Raw genomic sequence first — 18574 nt, forward strand, 5'->3', positions numbered from 1 at the left:
TTCAGCTCTTCGCGAAGGGGTTCTTCGGGCTGCGCAGCGTCAGGCGGACCGGAACAGCATCAAAGCCCAGATCGCGGCGGATGCCGTTGATCAGGTAGCGCTGATAGCTCATCGGCAAGTCATCAAGCCGGGTGCCGAACAGCACGAAGCCGGGCGGGCGCGTCTTGGCCTGCGTGATGTAGCGCAGCTTGATCCGCTTGCCGCCGGGCGCGGGCGGTGGGTTCTTCTCCAGCACGTCGTCAAACCAGCGGTTGAGCAGCGAGGTCGGCACGCGCTTCGACCATGCTTCGCGCAGTTCGAAGGCGGCGGCGATCAACTCGTCGAGCCCCTTGCCGGTGCGCGCGGACACGGCCAGCAGCGGCACGCCGCGAACCTGGCTGAGGCCTTCTTCCAGTGCGGCGCGGATGCCGTTGAACAGGCCGGAGGGGCCTTCCGCTACGTCCCACTTGTTGATCGCAACGATCAGCGCGCGGCCTTCTTCAAGCGCCATGGCGGCGATCTTGAGGTCCTGATGCTCCAGCCCTTTGGTGGCATCGAGCAGCAGGACGACGACCTCGGCGAAATCGACCGCGTGCCGCGCATCGGCGACGGCCATCTTTTCGAGCTTTTCGACCACCCGCGCCTTTTTGCGCATGCCAGCGGTATCGATCAGCCGCACCGGGCGAGCTTCCTTAGTCTTGGGATCGGTCCAGACCCAGTCCACCGCGATCGAATCGCGCGTGATCCCTGCCTCAGGCCCGGTCAGCAAGCGGTCTTCGCGCAGCATGGCGTTGATCAGCGTGGACTTTCCGGCGTTCGGGCGACCGACGATGGCCAGCTTGAGCGGCCCCGCCAGGTCCTCCTCGTCCTCATCTTCCTGCACTTCCTTGCCTTCAACGTGCGGCAGCAGCGCCTGGAACAGATCGGCGAAGCCCTCGCCATGCTCCGCGGACACGGCAATCGGCTCGCCAAAGCCCAGCGAATAGCTTTCGAGCAGGCCCGATTCGGAGGCGCGGCCCTCAGCCTTGTTGCCCACAAGGATCACCGGAATGGTCGATTGCCGCAGCCAGCGCGCGATTTCCTCGTCAAGCGGAGTCAATCCGGCGCGGGTGTCGAAAACGAACATCGCTGCATCGGCCCCGTGCAGCGAAACTTCGGTCTGCGCGCGCATGCGGCCGGGCAAGGTGTCGGGATCCTCGTCCTCCCAGCCCGCCGTATCGACAATGGTGAATTCAAGGCCCAGCAAGTTGGCATCACCAAACCTGCGGTCACGCGTCACCCCCGGCTGGTCATCGACCAGCGCCAGCTTCTTGCCCACGAGCCGGTTGAACAACGTCGATTTGCCGACGTTGGGACGTCCGATAATGATTATTTGCGCTTTCGCCATGACGCGCCAAGTGGCCTTTTGTGCGCCAATAGGCAAGCGCGGCGGCAAATGCGTGCCTCTACCCGGCAAAATATTACCGTCTTGTTTACCATATGTAGATGCCCTGATTTAACCGGACACGCGCAAAAGCGCTGGCATGAAGTGCCGCCTTGTCCCCTTTGTATTAGCCACGCTTGCCGCGCTGCCTTCGCCGGTTTTCAGCCAGGTGCAGGGTGAAGCAATGGTCGCCGGGACCGCCGGCATCTCGGCCATACAACTCATGTCGCTGCAATGCGTTCCCTATGCACGCACGGTTTCAGGCATCCGGATTTACGGCGATGCCCATACGTGGTGGGGTCAGGCTGCGGGCAAATATGCCCGCGGGGACCGGCCCAAGGTGGGAGCCGTCATGGCGTTCAAGCCCTATGGCCGCATGGAACTGGGCCACGTCGCCGCCGTCAGCCAGATTATCGATTCGCGCACCGTCCTTCTGCGCCACGCCAACTGGTCGCTGATCAACGGCGCGCGAGGGCAGATCGAAAACGACGTGCGCGCGATCGACGTTTCGGAAGGCAACGACTGGAGCAAGGTGCGTGTCTGGTTCGCCCCGATCCAAGGCATCGGCGGCACGGCCTGGCCGGTACAAGGCTTCATCTATAACGAGAAGCCCAGCAGCCGCAGCATGCTGCTAAAGCCGGAAAAGCAGTCCGCACCGCGCAAGACCGATAGCGCCATGGCAAAGGTCCCGTCCGGACCGGCAAAGACAATAAAGGCCCCGAAAATCGACGCGCGCTATGCCGCCGATCCGATTGGCGCGATCATTGCCGCGGCAATGAAGTAGATCGGCTCAGCCGACTTTGTTGACCGGCGCGCCTTCGCCCAGATCTTCGTACCATGCCTCGACCGGACCCGTGAGCTTCAGCGTCAGCGGCTGGCCCTTGCGGTCCATTGTCTTGCCGGCCTGAACCCGCACCCAGCCTTCGGAAATGCAGTATTCCTCGACATTGGTGCGCACCACGCCCTTGAAGCGGATGCCGATGCCGCGCTGCAGCTTGTCCGCATCGAAGAAGGGGCTGCGCGGATTGATCGCGAGGTGATCGGGGGGCACATCAGGGCCCGAAGTTGTTTCTTCGCTCATGCTCCGCGCCTCTAGAGCGATAAGCCGTCTTGTCAATTCGCGCCGCTCGCTCTAAGGGCGCTGCTCTTCGCGGGAATGGGCGCGTAGCTCAGTGGTAGAGCACACCCTTCACACGGGTGGGGTCGCAGGTTCAATCCCTGCCGCGCCCACCATTCCCATCGGCGAAAATTAGCCCTTCTTGGCCAACTTCTACTACGGTGAGCTTGCCGCCCTGCCCCGCCGTGGTCAGCAAGTGGTCAGCAGCATAACTCCGAGCTGAGCGGCGAACCTCCCACCAGAGCTTGGTCAGTACGCGAGAGGCATTGCGCAAACGAGTGGGGTCGTATTTCGCGTAAATCCGCGTCGTGCGGGCAAGCTGGCCTTCGTGGCCCAGCAATTCGACGATCTCGCGCTCCGGCACCGACTCGTCGGCACAGAGAAGCGTTGCCACGGTATGCCGAATTGTTTTCGGATAGACATCAGACGAAAGACCGAGAGTACGTCGCATGATGCGCCATGCCGTCTTGTGACTGGCCGCACTGCTTGCGACAGGGTCCTGCTGCCACTGTTGCAGAAGGACGCGCAGCGGACGGATAGCTGGTATGAGGGGGTCCCTGAACATTCGGCACAGCTTGCTCAGGCGACCTTTTCTGATCGCAGCAGAGCGTGCAGACCAATCAAAGCAAACAGAACCGGTGCAGACCAGACAGCGAGCACCGAGGGGACTTCGCCAACCGAACCCATGATTCGCATCACTCCATCGATAAACATGAACAGCAAACCCGCTGTCGAAGTCATCGCTACACTGCTGGCGATTTTGCGCGGTTGCTGGCTGGCAAAGACAACCGGCATGGCAAGCAGGAGCATTATGAAGGGCATCACTGGAAAGGCCCAGCGATAGGCCAGGCGCGTGGCATAATAGGCGCGGGCTCGGCTGGCTGCGGCACTGCCGGCCAATATGCGGGCTGAAAGTCGCGAGTTCTCTGGAGGACCTTGTTCGACTATCCGGCGAACGTCAGCAGGCGTGAGGGAAGTCTTCCAGTCTTGCCGGCTGCGTTGCTGCGGCGGCGTTGCGCGCAAGATGTCATGCTCTTCCGGGCGAAGCAGGCTCCAGCCAGAAGACTGCCTGGTTGCGCTTGCCGCGCGCAACACCGAAGTCAGTCCACCTTCATTGTCGCGGGTCAGGATCAGAAGTTTCTGAAGTTGGGTCCCGTCCGCCGAGGCAGCTTCGAAGCGAACTATCCGACCATCAATCCGAAGCCAGGCAGGCTTGTCGACTAACTTCTCACCGGCCGCCCGTTCAACTGTTCGCCACCATCGAGAAAATGCCGCTTCGCTGAACGGAACGAGGGATTCTGCAATGATGAAACCCAGTATCGCCAGCATTGCAGCGGAGAGCGACGTCACTCGCAGGACTTTGAACGCGGAAAGGCCAAGTGTTTGGACAATCAGGAGTTCACGTGAATCCCGCAAGGTAAGAAACGCCAGCAATGGTCCGGCTAGGGCCGCCAGCGGGAGGGCTCGGACAATCGTCTGCGGAGCGCGCAGCACAAGGTAGCGGGCGAGACCACCCGTTCCCGTTCCGGACGCGATAAGCACATCTCCCGCCTCCAAGACGTCGATCAGCTCCAGCAAGAGGGTCATGAACAAAAGGATGGCCAGCGAGAAGCCCAGAACGCGGCCGGCAAGAAGGCGATAGATCATTGGCAGCACGGCGGTGCCCAAGATGCGTGCGCGGGGCTGGCCTCTTGGTCTCGCCTTGCGCCGTATATGGAGGTGGGACAGCATCCCCAGTGGAGTTTGTCCCGGAATGTTGCGTCCCAGCACCCAGATCAGCGCGACCAGTAGCACTTGCCCCAAGAGCAGCAGCTGGAGTGGTCGCTCGGGCGAGACTGCGCCTTCAACACCCATGCCGTACGCCAAATTAATGCCGTGATGTCCGGCAATCATGATAGCCGCAATCACGAAAACCGCCGGGCCGCGCCGGCCGGGCGTATTGGCCGCGATCAGTGGCAAGACCAGGAAGGGTATTAACGGGATGGCGAGTGCCCGCGCGAGCCGCCGCCAGGTCTCTGCCACGGCCTTTCGCCGAACGGTCTCGTCCTTTGCGGTGCTGCTGGTCGCCAACAGCTCGGGCAGGGTGGATTCCAGCGCATCACGTCCGCGTGGCCAGGGTTGCGCGCCCACACCTTGGCTGGCCGAAATCGTCAGGCTGTCGAACGCCGGGGCAATGGTAACGTGACTCGCCCCAGGCCTGTCCGCAATTAACCGGCCATCCCGCAGGTTCAATGCCAGCCAGTCCGACCCCTTCTGGGCGTGCAGGACGCCGCGCTTGGCGGCGGCGATTATCTCTGTACCGTCCTCTCCCCGCGACCAGACCAGAACTTGCTCCAGATTGTTTTCGGCAGCTCTCCCCGCCGTCATCATGATGACGCGCCCGACCTCGTGGATGGCGTCTGGCCGGATCGAGACCTCATCGAGCCGGTGCTTCGCCAATGCCATTTTCTCGCGGTACAGGTGCCGGCCCAGCGGCTCGACCCAGCCACTGACGAAGAGGCTGGTCGCACAGAGCGCAAGGCCCAGCGCGCCGAAGGGCATGGCGATCCGCCAGGCAGGCCAGCCCTGCCCGAAAAGACACTCTACTTCGCGCTGGCGGGTGAGCTGATCGAAGACAACTACCATCGCCATGCCGAAGGTCACCGGAATCGCGAGACTGAGAGAAAACGGCACCATGGCCACGATCAGCGGCACGAGATGTGCGCTGCCCAGTCCCAGCAACTCCATTTGCTGCAGGAGCCTGATCGACCGCTCAAGCAGCACGACAGCGAACAGCAACACCAGATATGTAAGGAAGCTTCGTGCCCCCGCGCGAAAAAGGTATCGATCAATCAGGCGCACAGGCATTTCGCTTCCCGGGGGTCGCTGGTGCTGATCATGGTCGTATCCGGTTGCTTGCGATCAAGGCATCGTTCAATCGCGCGCTGCCTCGCGCTTTGGCGCTCAAGGCGCGTACGACCTCCGGATACAAAGCGGCCAGATCGTGCTCCGCCAATGCGTCGTCGCCGGCATAGAGCATGGGCGCCCCGTCTTCGGGAGGGAGGTATAGTGAGTAAGCGCTCGTAGCCAGCGCGATGGCGCCGTTCTTTACGACCAGAGCTTGGGACAGGGCCGGTTCAACCGTAAGGAGGTCGTGGCCTGCGGCGGCAATTTTGTCGCAGATGCCCAGAAGGCCGAGAATGGTCGGGCCAAGGTCTATGTGCGAACCAACAGCTGGCTGGGCTCCGCGTATCGGCAAGCCTGCCGGGCGATAGATGATTAGCGGAACCCACGTCGTTTCGGGTCTGAGATTGGTGAGCGATCCGGAACTTCCGCGATCGCCCAGGTCGAAGCCATGATCGCCGGTTATGACGAAGATGGTGTCCTCAAACCAGGTCGCGGAAGAAAGTGTGCCGACGAATTCCCGCACGACATCATCGGTGTAACGCATGGTCGCGTTGATACGGTCAACAGCTTCACCCGATCCGACGCCGGCAAAGCGGGATTCCGGAAGTCGAAATGGAACGTGGTTGGTGATTGACTGAATGACCAGAAGAAATGGTCGGTCATCTTGCCTTCGAGACATGAGGTCCCGAGCGGCCCGGCGAAAAGTGTGGCGGTCCTGTTCCTGATCTTCCTGATGATAACTGATTGCGTCGAACCACTTCAGGAACCAGTAGCGCTGATTGTCCCAGTCCGGATCAGAGCCGGAGTAATAGGCGGTATGATAGCCTGCCTTCCTGAGAATGGAGGGGAGGGAGTCGAACCGCGTGCCCGTGGCAGTCTTCCAGACCATTCGCGCGTTATGGGGAGGTATTCCCGTCATGAGCGCTTGCACGGCATAGGCCGTCGGCACTCCGTTGGTATGGTATCGCGGCCAGAATGCACTTGCCGGATTCGCAGTAAGTGTGTCGAGGAAGGGCGTGGTCAGTTCGGGGGACGCGGCATTGAAGCTGCGCATGTTCTTTGCCCTGAAGGTCTCCAGAACTATCAGGACGACATTTGAACGGCTTTGGCTTGTGGCGGGGTGCTTGCAGCTTCGCCAATAGGGGTAGGCAAGATCGCCAAATGTCCAGTCTCCCGACCTATCAGCTGCGAGCCAATCTCTGCGGAAATTCGCGGCATCGTCCGCGACCTGGTCAGGATCCACTTTAACGATGTCGAAGCTGGCGCCAATTTCGCGCGCAAGCGCGAGAATTGACGGCGCTACCCTGTCTTTCCGCAACTGGCTGCCCGGCTCGATATGCCACGCCCAGGCGGGGGCAAGAAACAGTCCGCAGCCAAGAGCGCCGAGAACTGTCCGCCGCCAAGGGGCCTTGAGCCGCCAAGTGAGCTTGCCAGACTGCTTCAGCAGCCAGGGAAACAGCATCAGCGGAACCGCGAGTAGCCCCAATGACGACCAGGGACCGCCCCTGTCATCGCCTAACGCACTGATTATCGCTGAGGGAGGCGCGTTCCATCCATGGTAGATTGCCAGAAGTTCCGGGGAGAGCCGGATGCCCATGAAGCGCTGCAATTCATGGTTGATATGATCAACTGCCAGCAGGGCACCTACCGCCAGTGCCGCTCCAAAAGCGAGCAAGGCTCTTGCCCGCTTGCCGCTTAGAACCAGGAGTCCGAGCCAGAACGGTAAAACTGATAGCCCGACGCCATAGGCTGTGAAGAACAGCGCGGCCGGTAGGTAATTCCAGCGATCGAGTACAAAGGGCACACCGAGCGGGCCCGGCCGCATATACAGTGCCAATTGAAGCAATACCGCACATGCGCACCCACAGGCCCAAATCCGGACCATGATCGAAGTCTTTCCCCGAGTTGCGTCTATCTTCATTTCAGATATCACTACTCAGACTTTGCAGTGATGAAATTGATCTAGGCCAGTTCGCCAGATGCAGCAGCCGGTATTGTCAGGCCAAGATTCACTAATTGGCCGAAGATCACCCCAAGGGCGGTGGCAACTCGAGCTGGCAATACGGAGAAGCCGGAGATCGGCCGGCCGAGTGGCGATTAGCCCAATCCACTCCGATGAACCCGAGCCAAGTCACTATTGGCTTTTGCCAAAGCAGCAGTACCGCCCCTAGTCTCGGTGAAAAGCGCGAGTTCGGTATCCGACTGGCTGGGCGGAGTGAGGGCAAGATCGGTGTATTGGTATCTGGCGGGATCGTGCCGGGCGCGGCGCACAATCCGACGGGTGCGCAAGATTCCATAAGAGTAAGCTAACAGCTTTCTGATGTTCTCCATCAGCCGCTTCGCCAAGAACACCGGCCGGGATTCGACCTTCCATCCAGACCGGCGCGCAGTGCGATGGCGCAGGCGAAAGACCCCGCCTTCAAGCGGGTGTATGCCTTCGATCTCGTATAGCAATTTGAACTCGGCGAAGTATTGCGCAGCCTTGCGGGGGTGGCCTTTGCGCCGGCTCGCATGGCGACGGGTGACGACTTCCATGTGTTCGTACGTATAATAGGTCCGCCAGGCTGCCGCATAGGCCTCACGCCATTGGCCTTCGCTCATGACCGGGTGCGGCGCGACGACATGGTGCAGGTCGTATCGATTCAGGTCTGGCGAGATCGGCACACCCCCACGAACCATCTCTTGATGATCCTTCGATCCTGGCAAGGGGGTGAGGACAAAGAACTCCAGCACGTCGATCGGCAATTCGCGCTGGATCACCTTTACATCGCGAACCACAGATTCTGGCGTGTCGCCTGGGAAGCCGATGATGTAGCCTGCAAAGGTGCACACGCCATGCTCAAGCCAGGCTTGAACCATGGCTCGATATTCCGTGATGCGGTTTTGTCGTTTGCCGATCGCGCCAAGATTGTCGGGATTGATGTTTTCCAGGCCGATGAACACCCGGCGCACGCCTGCAGCGACGGCCTTTTCGATGAACCTTGGCGCCTTATGGCACAGCGTGTCGACCTGAATGGTGAGGTTCGCTCCGATCCCCTGTTCGCGTAGGCTGATCAGGCGATCGAAAAAGGTTTCCCAGTCATGGTTTCGCACCATGTTGTCGTCAGTGATGAAGAACGCCTTGATCCCCAGCGCGTGATTGGCGCGAATGATCTGCTCCAGATCGTCGGCCGTCCGAAACCGGCTCTTGCGGCCCTGCACGTTGATAATGGTACAGAACGAGCATTGGAACGGGCAACCGCGGCCGAGGTCAAAGCTCGACCAGTTGCCGAGCGTCTTAAGAACTGCATCGGCAGGAAGGATCGGAGTCGGGGCGCCTTGAAGGTTCGGTAGGTCTCCAAGGTGGTTGTACAGCTTTTCCAGTTTGCCGGACCAGGCGTCAATCAAGACCTGATCGAGCCGGCCTTCTTCTGCCTCACCTGCAAACAGTGACACGCCCAAGTCCCAGGCTCGTCGCAGTTCGGCGGGGGGCTCATCCAGCATCGATAGACAGCCCGAGACGTGGAATCCCCCGATGGCCACCGGCAGGCCCGCCTTGCGGAATTCCGCAGACAGATCGAGTGCTCTTGGAAACTGATTGGTCTGTACGCCGGTAAGCATGACGAGCGCTTTGGCGCCAGTGTGCTGCAGCCTTCGGGCATACTTCCTTGGATCGACCACCGTGTTGGTCTCGTCGACCGTTTCAATCGTGAATTCAACATCCGGGCCCAGGATTTTTCGGTTAGCGCAATCACGCGCAAGGCCATTCATAACCGCAAGGGTGTTCGAGGGAATTGCCGCCCGCCACCACGAAATCGGGTACCCATCGTCATCGTAGTGCGATGGCTTGATAAGCAGAAGGTTGAATTGCTCGATCATGACAAGCGCATCTTGGCACGAGTCAGCTTGAAGTCTTTGCGCTAGAACAAAGACAAATGGGGCCTCCGTGTTCCAACAGTGAAGTCAGATAGCGTCGCCGTTTCAAAGGTCTCGCAGGTCACGCTGCGGCCCGGAGGTCAAATTGTCTTGCATGTATAGCAAGTTGCATTCGGAAGCCGGTCTCGATGCAGGCCATCTGGTTATTGCCATCCCGCCAGAGCAGTCCAGGATTTTCACTATTGATACGGCCGAACGGAATCGGAGGCTCGCATCTCGGGAAGGTCTGGACTTTCTTCCGTCTGGCGCAGCACTCGATACGCTGGATGCCAGCCCCCGCTGGGCTTTGGCGGTTCCCGATGGCGTCCTGCTCGAGCCGGGCTTTGCTGCAAGGCTCCCGGAAACAAAGGACATCTGCAAACTGTTCGACGGATCGGCCAGCGTGGTTTGGGGGCCGGCTCCGGTTGTCGCCAGCTGGCTGAGCACCGGCTGTCCCGACATATTGCCAGCGGTCCCGGTACCGGCTGGACTCTTGCTCAACACAAGAACTCCAGAGGCGGCTGCCCGCGCGCGCAGCATTCTTCTTTCTCGAACCGGCAAACCCAGCGACGGGCCGATTTCCAGACATATCAACAGGCCGATCAGCCGCCAGTTCACACGGCTTTTCCTTTGGCTGAACCTGAGCCCGAACCACGCGAGCGTCATTTGTCTCCTGATTGGCATCGCATCGGCCTGGTATGCCGCCCAGCCCGATCCGATATCTCTGGCGATTGCGGGGTTTCTTTATCAATTCGCCTCGATGTTCGACGGGGTCGATGGGGAGATGGCGCGCGTTAACTTCAGCGAATCCGAAAAGGGCGCCTGGATCGATTCATCGATCGACTATTTCACTCACGCAATCTGCCTTGGCGGCCTGGTCATCGGCTGGCTTCGGTCAGATGTCGGCCTGCTTGAATTGTATGCGCTGGCCGCTATTGCTGCGGGATTGCTGCTAGTGAACGCCGGAGTGGCGCGACTGGTAAAGCAGTACGGCCCTGAAGGCGAAGCCATGTTGCTCACCCATTTCAGCATCTGGGTGAACAAGGCGGCCGGCCGGCCCGACTGTCCGACAACCCTGCGCATGGCCAATGCCCTGTTTCCGATCGTCAGGCGCGACATGGTTGCAATGTTGCTGATGCTCGCGACGTTCACAGGGTACCGGGAAACCCTCGGACTGCTTGTCGCCTTTGGCCTCGGCATCGGCGCCTATGCGCTGATCTTTCACAAACGGCGAATTATCGCGGAATCCGATCGCGGCTCAGGGATCGCTGCTAAGGCTTCGGTCGCAGGCCCGGCCAGAGCTGAAAGTTCCTAGGTGGGACTGTCCAGTCGGCTGAGGTATTCCCGATCGAAGCCCGCGAGTTGTAGCGTTTGCCCTGTTGCCGCCAGGCCTGCCTTGAGCACGATAGCATAGACAAGCAGAGCGGCCCCGAGAGCCATAAGCGGAGACGCGATTAGCAGGGCCGGCACGATCGCCAGCCCTGCCGCAACCGATGGCACCGCGACCGAGGCTAGCGGCAGGGTCAGTCTGAATTGCCAACGCAGTGCGGCAACCCGCAGAACCGACCGAACGCAATAAGCAGCGAACGAAGCAAGGGCCGCCCCGGTAATCCCGAAGCGCGGCATCAGGAAAATCGCCAAAACGGCACTGGTCGCAACGCTCACCAGGGTGATGGCAAGTCCCAGCCCGGGCTTTCGGTAAACAAACACCAGGTCGCCAAGACCCATTGCCGACTGCAGTATTTCCGCGGCACAAAGGATGATCAGGACGTGGTAACCAGCCTCGAAGCCGGGACCAAGCAGCTGGAGCAGCGGCTGTCCGATAGCCAGTGCGGCGACCAGCATGGGGAGCTGCAAAGCAAGGATCTGCCGGATGGACGAAGACAATGCTAAGGTGGTCTGCGGGACGCCGCACTGATCGATGATCCGTGCAATGCCCGGTACAAGCAGGCTGTCGAAACTTTGCCGAACTTGCCGGATTGGCGTCGTAAGTTGCCGCGCAAGTCCATAGATACCGGTAGGCACGGGACCCAGCACTATGCCCACTATGTAAATGTCGATCCTGTAATAGAGCGCATTGAGCAGGTCATTGGAACTGTTGCCGGGGGCCATCGCCAGCAACTGTTTTGCGCCGCGATAATCGAAGCTGTAGGACCGCGATAAGGGCTTGGGAAACTCCCGGGCGATACCCCAGCATGCATAGGCGAGCGCGGAGAGGGTTCCGCACCAGTACCCGATCGCCAAGCCGCTGCTTTCAAGGCCCGCGAGGACCGCCCCGGTTGCACAACTTGCGAGAATCCAGGGTTCAAGCACCGAGCGGCCGATGATCTCGTATCGCACCCTGCCTCGCCAACGCACCGCCGCCACGGCAAGATCGATCAGGGCTTGACAGGCGATCATCGGCGCAATCAGGGCGAGGGCGACTGCAACATCGGGCGGCGCCAACAGGAACCCAAGTGCGGAGATCATCGCCGCGAGTGCGACCGAGGCGATGCCGATCATCACTGCGGCATCGATCACGACGTGGACAAGAGGCCGCTTTCCGTCCACTTCGGCTCGGTCGAGAAGGGGGAACAGGGTCTTCTTCACCCCTAGGCTGCCAACGCTCACGCATAGCTCGATTACAGCAACCGAAAGCACGAAGTTGCCATAGGCCCGCGGGCCGAACAGTCTCGCCGCCATGAACAGGAAAGCGGCCCTCGCCGCGAGCCGCAGAAGCAGTCCCGCCGCATTTGCTTTCGCGCCCTGGGTAATAGCGTGCCCGGGATCATCGGAGCTTTTGGTCATCTCGCTTGAATCAGCGGACATTTGCTCTCTACCATGAGTCCATGCCGCTGCTCCTGCCAGAACCATTTCAATCCGACCAGCGGCCTCTCGTCATCATCTATCGTGGACCCGTTTTCAATAGGTCGGAAACCTTCGTGCGCGCCCAAGCTGAGGGCTTGCAGCGCTACCAGCCCCTGATTGTCGGCAGGAAGCTTATCGGCAACATTCCGACCACCTTGGATGGGAGATTGCGGATCAATCCGTCGGCGGTCGACCTCCTGCCCTTTCAGGCACGACTGATACATGCGCACTTCGCCACCGACGGCCTTCGCGCCCTGACGCTGGCCCGTAAGCTGCAAGTGCCTCTGATCACCAGCCTGCGCGGCTATGACATCTATCGGTCGCGGCGCGCGCTGTTCGGATCCGGGCGGCTTTCTTGGATGTTCTACGCGCTTTTTCAGCGCCGCCTGATTGACCGGGGAGACCTGTTCCTGGCCGTCTCGGATGCGCTGCGTCGCAAAGCGATAGAATGCGGCTTTCCGGCAGATCGAACAGTCACGCATTACAACGGAGTCGATCTCGACCGATTCCGGCCGTCAGGAGAGCGTGACCATGCGACGATCCTGCACGTTGCCAGACTGGTCGAAAAGAAGGGCACTGCCCTTTTGATGCAAGCTCTCGCAACTCTTGGGGACCGGCACGGCGCGTGTCTGGAGATTGTCGGCGACGGCCCCTTGCGCAAGGGACTGGAGCACCTGGCCGGCAGACTCGGAATAGTCGATCGAGTCCGCTTTTACGGTGCGTTGCCGCAGGAAGCCGTCATCGAGTTAATGCAGCGCGCAACTTTGCTCGCCGCCCCGAGCCGAGCCGCTCGCGACGGCGACAGCGAGGGGCTACCGAATGTCGTGGTAGAGGCCATGGCAACGGGTTTGCCGGTTGTTGCCACCGATCACGGCGGGATCGGAGAAGCGCTCATTGATCAAAGAACTGGCTTCGTTGTGGGCGAGAACGATGCCGGGCAGCTCGCCAGCAGGATCGGCGACCTGCTTGACAGCCGCGACCTCGGGACTCGGATGGGGCTGGCAGCACGGCAAGTTGCGAGCGAGAAGTTCGATTTTTCGCGGCAGATGGCGAAACTCGAATCGTATTACGATGATCTTACCTGCGGAAGAGCGAACAAAATCCGGTTAGACACAAAAGCGCATTGACCTTGCACCGGGCTTGATTGACTTTGGCGTGGGCCGCCGCGAGTCAGACGTACAGAGATCTTGATGATGCGGCCAATGCAAATCCTTTATCCTGTTCTCTGGGCCCGGCCAGACCGGAAAGCTTGCCGTTTGCAGACCATGTCGACGGTCGCCGCGCTGTCGCGGCGCGGGCACGAAATTACCCTTCTTCTCCCTCGGGGGCGAGACGATCCTGAGGTTACGACTACTCAGTTGAAAGAGTACTTCGGCATCGATGGTGATTTTCTCGTCCAGCAACTGAACAGCCGCTGGGAGGGCGACGCACTTTTTCGAACCGCGCTGTGGTTGCGTCAATGTGTCAGGGCCCTTCCGCCTAAGAAGTTCGATATATTCTATTCGCGCATCCCGGCAATGATCGGGCTTGGCAGTATGTCGCCTATTCCCTTCGTGACTGACCATTACAAACCATGGCCCGACGTCTATCCAGTCATAGCGCCGCTTGTCCGGAGAACAGCGAGATCGCCGCACTGCTTGGGCTTCATCGTTCACTCCCGATATGCTGCCGGCTCATATTTACGAGTTGGAATAAGTCCAGATCAGCTTCTCGTGGCGCACAACGGCGTGGACGATGTGCGGGAGAGCAGGCCTGACAAGGCGCAAGCGCGAGCGAGGCTGAGCCTTCCTCCCGCACAGAAGATTGTCGCGTATGCCGGCAGGGTAAATGCTAGTAAGGGACTGGATCAGGTTCTCGCGCTGGCGGCCCTCATGCCCGAAGTTCTGTTCCTAATCATTGGCTCCGAGGGAGAAGGTCCGGTCGAGAAAGCGGCGAGCAATCATGTCAATGTTTGGGTCGTGCCATGGCAAACCAGGGCTCAGCTGCCAGTTTGGCTTGCTGCAGCCGATGTTCTGGTAATTCCACCGTCCCTGGAACCGCTGAACGTGTTCGGAAACTGTGTCCTGCCCATCAAGCTGTTCGACTACCTTGCTGCAGGACGTCCGATTCTGGCGCCGGTTTCACCTGATACCGCAGAACTTCTCTCCCACTGCACAAACGCCTATCTTGTTCCCCCAGTCAAACCAGAAGCGAGCGTCGCCGCCTTGCAGCTATTATTTAATGACACTGCGCTTTCCAGCCAAATTGCATGCGGCGCACTGGAACAGGCTCGTGCGTGCACCTGGGATGCACGCGCTGAGAATATCGAAGGTTTTCTAAATCAACGATTAGAGCACCTTGCGAATTTCTCGCCGGCTCGAGGCCGATGACCGTTGCAGATAAACGAACAGCAAGAACGGGGTTTAGCAATCATGGCGAGCAATGGCATCTGTGGACGCCCTTTTGGATGCAAGCGGTAAAATCGGGTAATTTGGCACGTCGTCGGATGCTGTCATCAGTCCGGCCTCGATGAGCAGCGCCAAATGCTGCGGGTCAGTATGGGAGTTCGCGGACTGGATCCATTTCAGCTTTGCGCGCTTGGCTAGTGAGATGCTACCCGTTTCGAGTCGATCGTTAGCTCCATCGCCCCTTGCACCTTGATACTTTCAGGGGCAGCCGAACTCTCAACGCTTGAGACAATCAGATTATCTGTCTCTGGCTCCAAATTGGTTCTGGGATCGAAACCTCGTCTCGCCTAGATGGCTGCACCTGATCAGAAAGTTTGGCAATGAAGCGTTGGTATGCGGTCCAGTCCCAACCAAGAAAGGAAAAGCTAGCCGAGCAGCAGCTTCAAAATCAGGGCTTTTCGACTTTTTGTCCGCGCCAGCGCCGCTCGCGCCGTATCGGCAAAAAGGTTCTGCCCGTCATAGAAGCCTATTTCCCGAATTACCTTTTCGTCGAACTGGATATAGAGCGTGAACAGTGGCGCTCCGTGAATGGAACGATCGGCGTTGCCCGGCTTGTTGCATTAGGGAGTCGCGGATCGCCCGCCCCTACTCCCCTTCCCCTGGGTTTTATCGAGCAACTGCGAACCCTCGCCGACGTCGACGCGGTCGTTCGTTTCGATGAACAATTCAAGGCAGGTGACAAAGTCCGCATCATGTCCGGTCCCTTTGCAGACCTGTGCGGCACAATCGAGTGCGCCCCACCAGGTGAGCGGGTCACGATCCTGATGCAGCTTCTCTCGGAAAGCACCAAGGTAAGTGTCTCGAGGGCATCTGTCCTGGGCGCGTGAACGACATCAAGGGCTGCGTAGATTATTTGTCATGTCAGGGCCCAAAAACCGGGGGTTCCTATGCGCCGCGCAAGTCATGCTGGTTGGCGCAATACCACTCGTAGGTTTGCCTGACCCCTTCCTCTAGAGTGGTCTGGGGGTGCCAACCCATTGCCGACAGCTTGGAGACATCAAGGAGCTTACGAGGCGTTCCGTCAGGACGACTTGTGTCAAAGCTAATTTCGCCTGTGAAACCTGTGATCCTGGCTATCAACGTGGCAAGTTCGGCGATGCTGACGTCGCTGCCGCAGCCGACGTTAATGTGGCTTAACATGGGCCGCGTGTGAGCTTGTAAGATATTCGCCTCCACACCCAATATGAAAAGCGAAGCGCGCGCCATATCGTCGACGTGGAGGAATTCCCGCTTTGGCTTGCCGCTCCCCCAAATAACGACCTCGTCCCGGCCCGTTTGCGTAGCTTCGTGAAAGCGGCGCATCAAAGCCGGCAAAACATGAGACGATTCCGTATCGAAATTGTCGCCCTGCCCGTAAAGGTTGGTCGGCATGATGCTGCGGTAATCCGTGCCATACTGCCGATTATAGCTTTCGCACATCTTGATGCCGGCGATCTTCGCAATCGCATATGGCTCATTGGTAGGCTCGAGCAGTCCCGTCAGCAGGGCATCTTCTGACATCGGCTGGGGCGCATTTCTCGGATAGATGCAGGACGATCCGAGAAACAGCAGCCGCCTAACGCCGGCGCAATAGGCCTCATGAATGATGTTGCATTGGATGGCGAGGTTTTCATGGATGAACGAAGCGGGAAACTCGTTGTTAGCTTGGATTCCGCCAACCTTTGCGGCCGCAAGGATCACTGCATCGGGGCGTGCATCTTGCATGAAACGGCGAACATCGGCCTGATTTGTCAGATCCAGTTCGCCTCGCTCGGCGACGAGCGGGTCGGTCCCGAGCGCCGCAAGTTTACGCACGACTGCTGACCCGACCATGCCGCGGTGGCCTGCCACATATATTCGGTCAGGCAACATGGCGATTAGCGATTAAACGACACGTCATAGCCATTTTTGTTGAGAAGCGCCTGGCATCGCGCGAGTTCCAGGTCGACGTATACCATTTCTCGGCACATGTCTCGAACGGAGATCTCAGGCTCCCAACCGAGTAGCTGGCGTGCCTTTGTCGCATCGCCCTTGAGCTCGTTCACTTCCGCTGGCCTGAAATAGCGAGGATCGACCCGGACGATGACATCTCCCTTTTTCAAGCCAGGGCACTCATTCGAATTGATTGCCTCGACGACTGCGCATTCTTCAGTGCCTGTGCCTTCAAACCGGATTTCAATTCCCAATTCTTCGGCCGACCAGCGCACAAAATCGCGGACTGAGTGCTGCTCTCCCGATGCAATCACAAAGTCGTCCGGCTGGTCCTGCTGCAGCATAAGCCACTGCATCCGGACATAATCCTTCGCATGCCCCCAGTCGCGCAAGGCGTCGAGGTTGCCGAGATAGAGGCAGGTCTGGAGACCCTGGCTGATATTGGCCAATGCGCGCGTGATTTTGCGCGTAACAAATGTCTCCCCGCGCCGCGGGCTTTCATGATTGAACAGGATGCCATTGCAGGCATAGAGACCGTACGCCTCACGGTAGTTTACCGTGATCCAATACGCATAGAGCTTGGCGACCCCATAGGGTGAACGTGGATGAAACGGAGTTGTCTCGCTTTGCGGAGACTCACGGACGAGCCCATAAAGTTCAGAAGTCGATGCCTGGTAAAATCTCGTTTTCTTTTCAAGGCCAAGGAAGCGAATGGCTTCAAGCATCCGCAATGCTCCCAGCGCGTCCACATCGGCAGTGAATTCGGGCGCCTCAAAGCTTACGGCTACATGACTTTGCGCGCCGAGATTATAGACTTCGTCCGGCTGAACCTCACTCACAATGCGTGTCAAACTGGAGGAATCTGTTAGATCTCCGTAATGAAGCACGAAACGAGCCGCCTCATCATGCGGATCGGCGTACAGATGGTCGACTCGCTGCGTATTGAAAGACGAGGCACGGCGCTTGATGCCATGAACCTCATAGCCCTTTTCAAGCAGCAATTCAGCTAGATAGGATCCGTCCTGGCCGGTGATTCCTGTAATAAGTGCACGTTTCGTCATAAACGGTTCAGTTCGTAATGACGAACTGCTTGACCTTTCTAAGATTCTTCATGGCAAGCGTTCTGCAACGACCGACACCGTGGCGCCTCAGCGCATGAAAGTCTTCCCAGCTCTTCCTCATGATGCGTTTGATCGAGCCATTGCTTGCCCCGCCAACGCGCATCTTAACCAGTACCTCGGGGATATACGCGGACCTTATCCCGCCTTTTCCAAACCAGCGCAAGACGGCTTCGTAGTCAGCTGCAATCTCGTAAAAGGTGTCGTAATCGCCGAGTATATCTATGACATTCCGCCGCAGGAAAAGCGCCGGATGAGGGGGCATCCAACCACGCTTCAACTTCTTTGGTTCGAACACACCAGCTTCCCAATGTCGGACGACGTAATCGGTATCGTCAGCTTTGACATAATCAAGATCGCCAAAGACAGCGTCGATGTGCGGATTGGAAAAGGCTAGCGCAACTCTTTCAATGACCTGGTCATGCGCCAGAAAATCATCTGAATGGACTATGCCGATGACTTCGCCAGTTGCCATCTGCATCCCCTTGTTCAGGGCATAATAGATGCCTTCGTCAGGCTCGCTGACAATTTTCATTCCAGGCTTCATCTGCCGACGGATCGCATCGAGAGTCCCGTCGCTGGAAGCGCCATCGACCAGAATGTGCTCGATGTCGGGATAGGTTTGCCGAGTGACGCTCTCGATAGCCTGTTCGATCGTCTGTGCACGATTAAACACTGCCGTAACGATTGAGACCTTCATGCGAACCTAACCCCTAAAGCGACGACTACATCGCTTCATTCATAACTCAATCGAATCAAGAACGTGATAGACGCATATATGTAAATTTACGGCCCGGCCAGATCACCAATTCAATAAAAATCATTTCCTCATATTCAGGCGTCTAAGGCCGCATGTACAAGGGAGACCGAGTAGCAGTCGCGGCGAACGAAAAAAGATGCGCGCACGATAGGTAGAACGGCGGCTTATCGTCCCACGCTGGTATAGGCAAAG

At 58.8% G+C, this 18574-nt stretch carries 15 protein-coding genes and 1 tRNA gene; 6 read left to right on the forward strand and 10 right to left on the reverse strand.

Going from position 1 to position 18574, the window contains the following annotated elements; all coding sequences use genetic code 11:
* Position 1 precedes the first annotated feature (1 nt).
* Complete coding sequence (gene der / locus WG900_RS07345; RefSeq protein ID WP_339965955.1) at positions 2-1366, reverse strand: ribosome biogenesis GTPase Der; 1365 nt, start codon at positions 1364-1366, stop codon at positions 2-4.
* A 136-nt stretch (positions 1367-1502) separates the two neighbouring features.
* On the opposite strand from der, the gene WG900_RS07350 reads away from it, so the two are divergent.
* Positions 1503-2186, forward strand: a complete 684-nt coding sequence (locus WG900_RS07350; RefSeq protein ID WP_417597149.1) for a CHAP domain-containing protein — start codon at positions 1503-1505, stop codon at positions 2184-2186.
* Between the two features lie 6 nt (positions 2187-2192).
* Here WG900_RS07350 and WG900_RS07355 read toward each other — a convergent pair whose 3' ends face one another.
* Positions 2193-2483: a DUF3297 family protein gene (locus tag WG900_RS07355; protein WP_339965957.1), complete on the reverse strand. Its 291-nt coding sequence runs from the start codon at positions 2481-2483 to the stop codon at positions 2193-2195.
* A gap of 77 nt (positions 2484-2560) precedes the next feature.
* Here WG900_RS07355 and WG900_RS07360 point away from each other — a divergent pair.
* A tRNA-Val gene (locus WG900_RS07360) sits at positions 2561-2635 on the forward strand.
* Here the strand turns inward: WG900_RS07360 and WG900_RS07365 are convergent.
* The 4 genes from WG900_RS07365 to WG900_RS07380 form a co-directional block, all read right to left on the reverse strand.
* Positions 2614-2970 carry a hypothetical protein gene (locus WG900_RS07365; RefSeq protein ID WP_339965958.1) on the reverse strand — a complete coding sequence of 119 codons (357 nt, stop codon included), beginning with the start codon at positions 2968-2970 and terminating at the stop codon, positions 2614-2616. The genes WG900_RS07360 and WG900_RS07365 overlap by 22 nt on opposite strands.
* Before the next feature lie 128 nt (positions 2971-3098).
* Positions 3099-5366 carry an LptF/LptG family permease gene (locus tag WG900_RS07370; protein ID WP_339965960.1) on the reverse strand — a complete coding sequence of 756 codons (2268 nt, stop codon included), beginning with the start codon at positions 5364-5366 and terminating at the stop codon, positions 3099-3101.
* A 28-nt stretch (positions 5367-5394) separates the two neighbouring features.
* Entirely contained in the window at positions 5395-7326 is a 1932-nt protein-coding gene (locus WG900_RS07375; protein ID WP_339965962.1) for an LTA synthase family protein, read from the reverse strand.
* 176 nt (positions 7327-7502) lie between these two features.
* On the reverse strand, positions 7503-9263 hold the full coding sequence (locus tag WG900_RS07380; RefSeq protein WP_339965964.1) for a B12-binding domain-containing radical SAM protein: 1761 nt from the start codon (positions 9261-9263) through the stop codon (positions 7503-7505).
* A gap of 163 nt (positions 9264-9426) precedes the next feature.
* Here WG900_RS07380 and WG900_RS07385 point away from each other — a divergent pair, with 163 nt between their 5' ends.
* On the forward strand, positions 9427-10614 hold the full coding sequence (locus WG900_RS07385) for a CDP-alcohol phosphatidyltransferase family protein (RefSeq protein ID WP_339965966.1): 1188 nt from the start codon (positions 9427-9429) through the stop codon (positions 10612-10614).
* Here WG900_RS07385 and WG900_RS07390 read toward each other — a convergent pair.
* The gene (locus tag WG900_RS07390) at positions 10611-12152 is read right to left on the reverse strand and encodes a lipopolysaccharide biosynthesis protein (RefSeq protein WP_339965967.1); all 1542 of its coding nucleotides are present in this window, start codon (positions 12150-12152) and stop codon (positions 10611-10613) included. The two genes, WG900_RS07385 and WG900_RS07390, sit on opposite strands and share 4 nt — an antisense overlap.
* Between WG900_RS07390 and WG900_RS07395 the strand changes: the two genes are divergently transcribed.
* The 3 genes from WG900_RS07395 (at position 12128) to nusG (ending at position 15420) form a co-directional block, all read left to right on the forward strand.
* Positions 12128-13273 (forward strand): glycosyltransferase, encoded by a 1146-nt coding sequence (locus tag WG900_RS07395; RefSeq protein ID WP_339965969.1) that lies wholly within the window; start codon positions 12128-12130, stop codon positions 13271-13273. The two genes, WG900_RS07390 and WG900_RS07395, sit on opposite strands and share 25 nt — an antisense overlap.
* Positions 13274-13411: 138 nt before the next feature.
* Positions 13412-14515, forward strand: a complete 1104-nt coding sequence (locus tag WG900_RS07400) for a glycosyltransferase (protein ID WP_339965970.1) — start codon at positions 13412-13414, stop codon at positions 14513-14515.
* Between the two features lie 398 nt (positions 14516-14913).
* Positions 14914-15420, forward strand: a complete 507-nt coding sequence (nusG, locus tag WG900_RS07405; protein ID WP_339965972.1) for a transcription termination/antitermination protein NusG — start codon at positions 14914-14916, stop codon at positions 15418-15420.
* Positions 15421-15478: 58 nt separating this feature from the next.
* Here nusG and fcl read toward each other — a convergent pair whose 3' ends face one another.
* From fcl to WG900_RS07420, 3 genes are read right to left on the reverse strand one after another with little or no spacing between them, the layout of a single operon-like run.
* On the reverse strand, positions 15479-16444 hold the full coding sequence (fcl, locus tag WG900_RS07410; RefSeq protein ID WP_339965974.1) for a GDP-L-fucose synthase: 966 nt from the start codon (positions 16442-16444) through the stop codon (positions 15479-15481).
* Between the two features lie 5 nt (positions 16445-16449).
* A complete protein-coding gene (gene gmd, locus WG900_RS07415) occupies positions 16450-17565 on the reverse strand; it encodes a GDP-mannose 4,6-dehydratase (RefSeq protein ID WP_339965976.1) in 1116 nt (371 codons plus the stop codon).
* A gap of 7 nt (positions 17566-17572) precedes the next feature.
* Positions 17573-18322, reverse strand: coding sequence for a glycosyltransferase family 2 protein (locus WG900_RS07420; RefSeq protein WP_339965977.1), 750 nt, complete (start codon positions 18320-18322; stop codon positions 17573-17575).
* Positions 18323-18574: the final 252 nt, after the last annotated feature.

Origin of the sequence: Novosphingobium aquae (assembly GCF_037572715.1) — a bacterium.
Taxonomy (GTDB): domain Bacteria; phylum Pseudomonadota; class Alphaproteobacteria; order Sphingomonadales; family Sphingomonadaceae; genus Novosphingobium; species Novosphingobium aquae.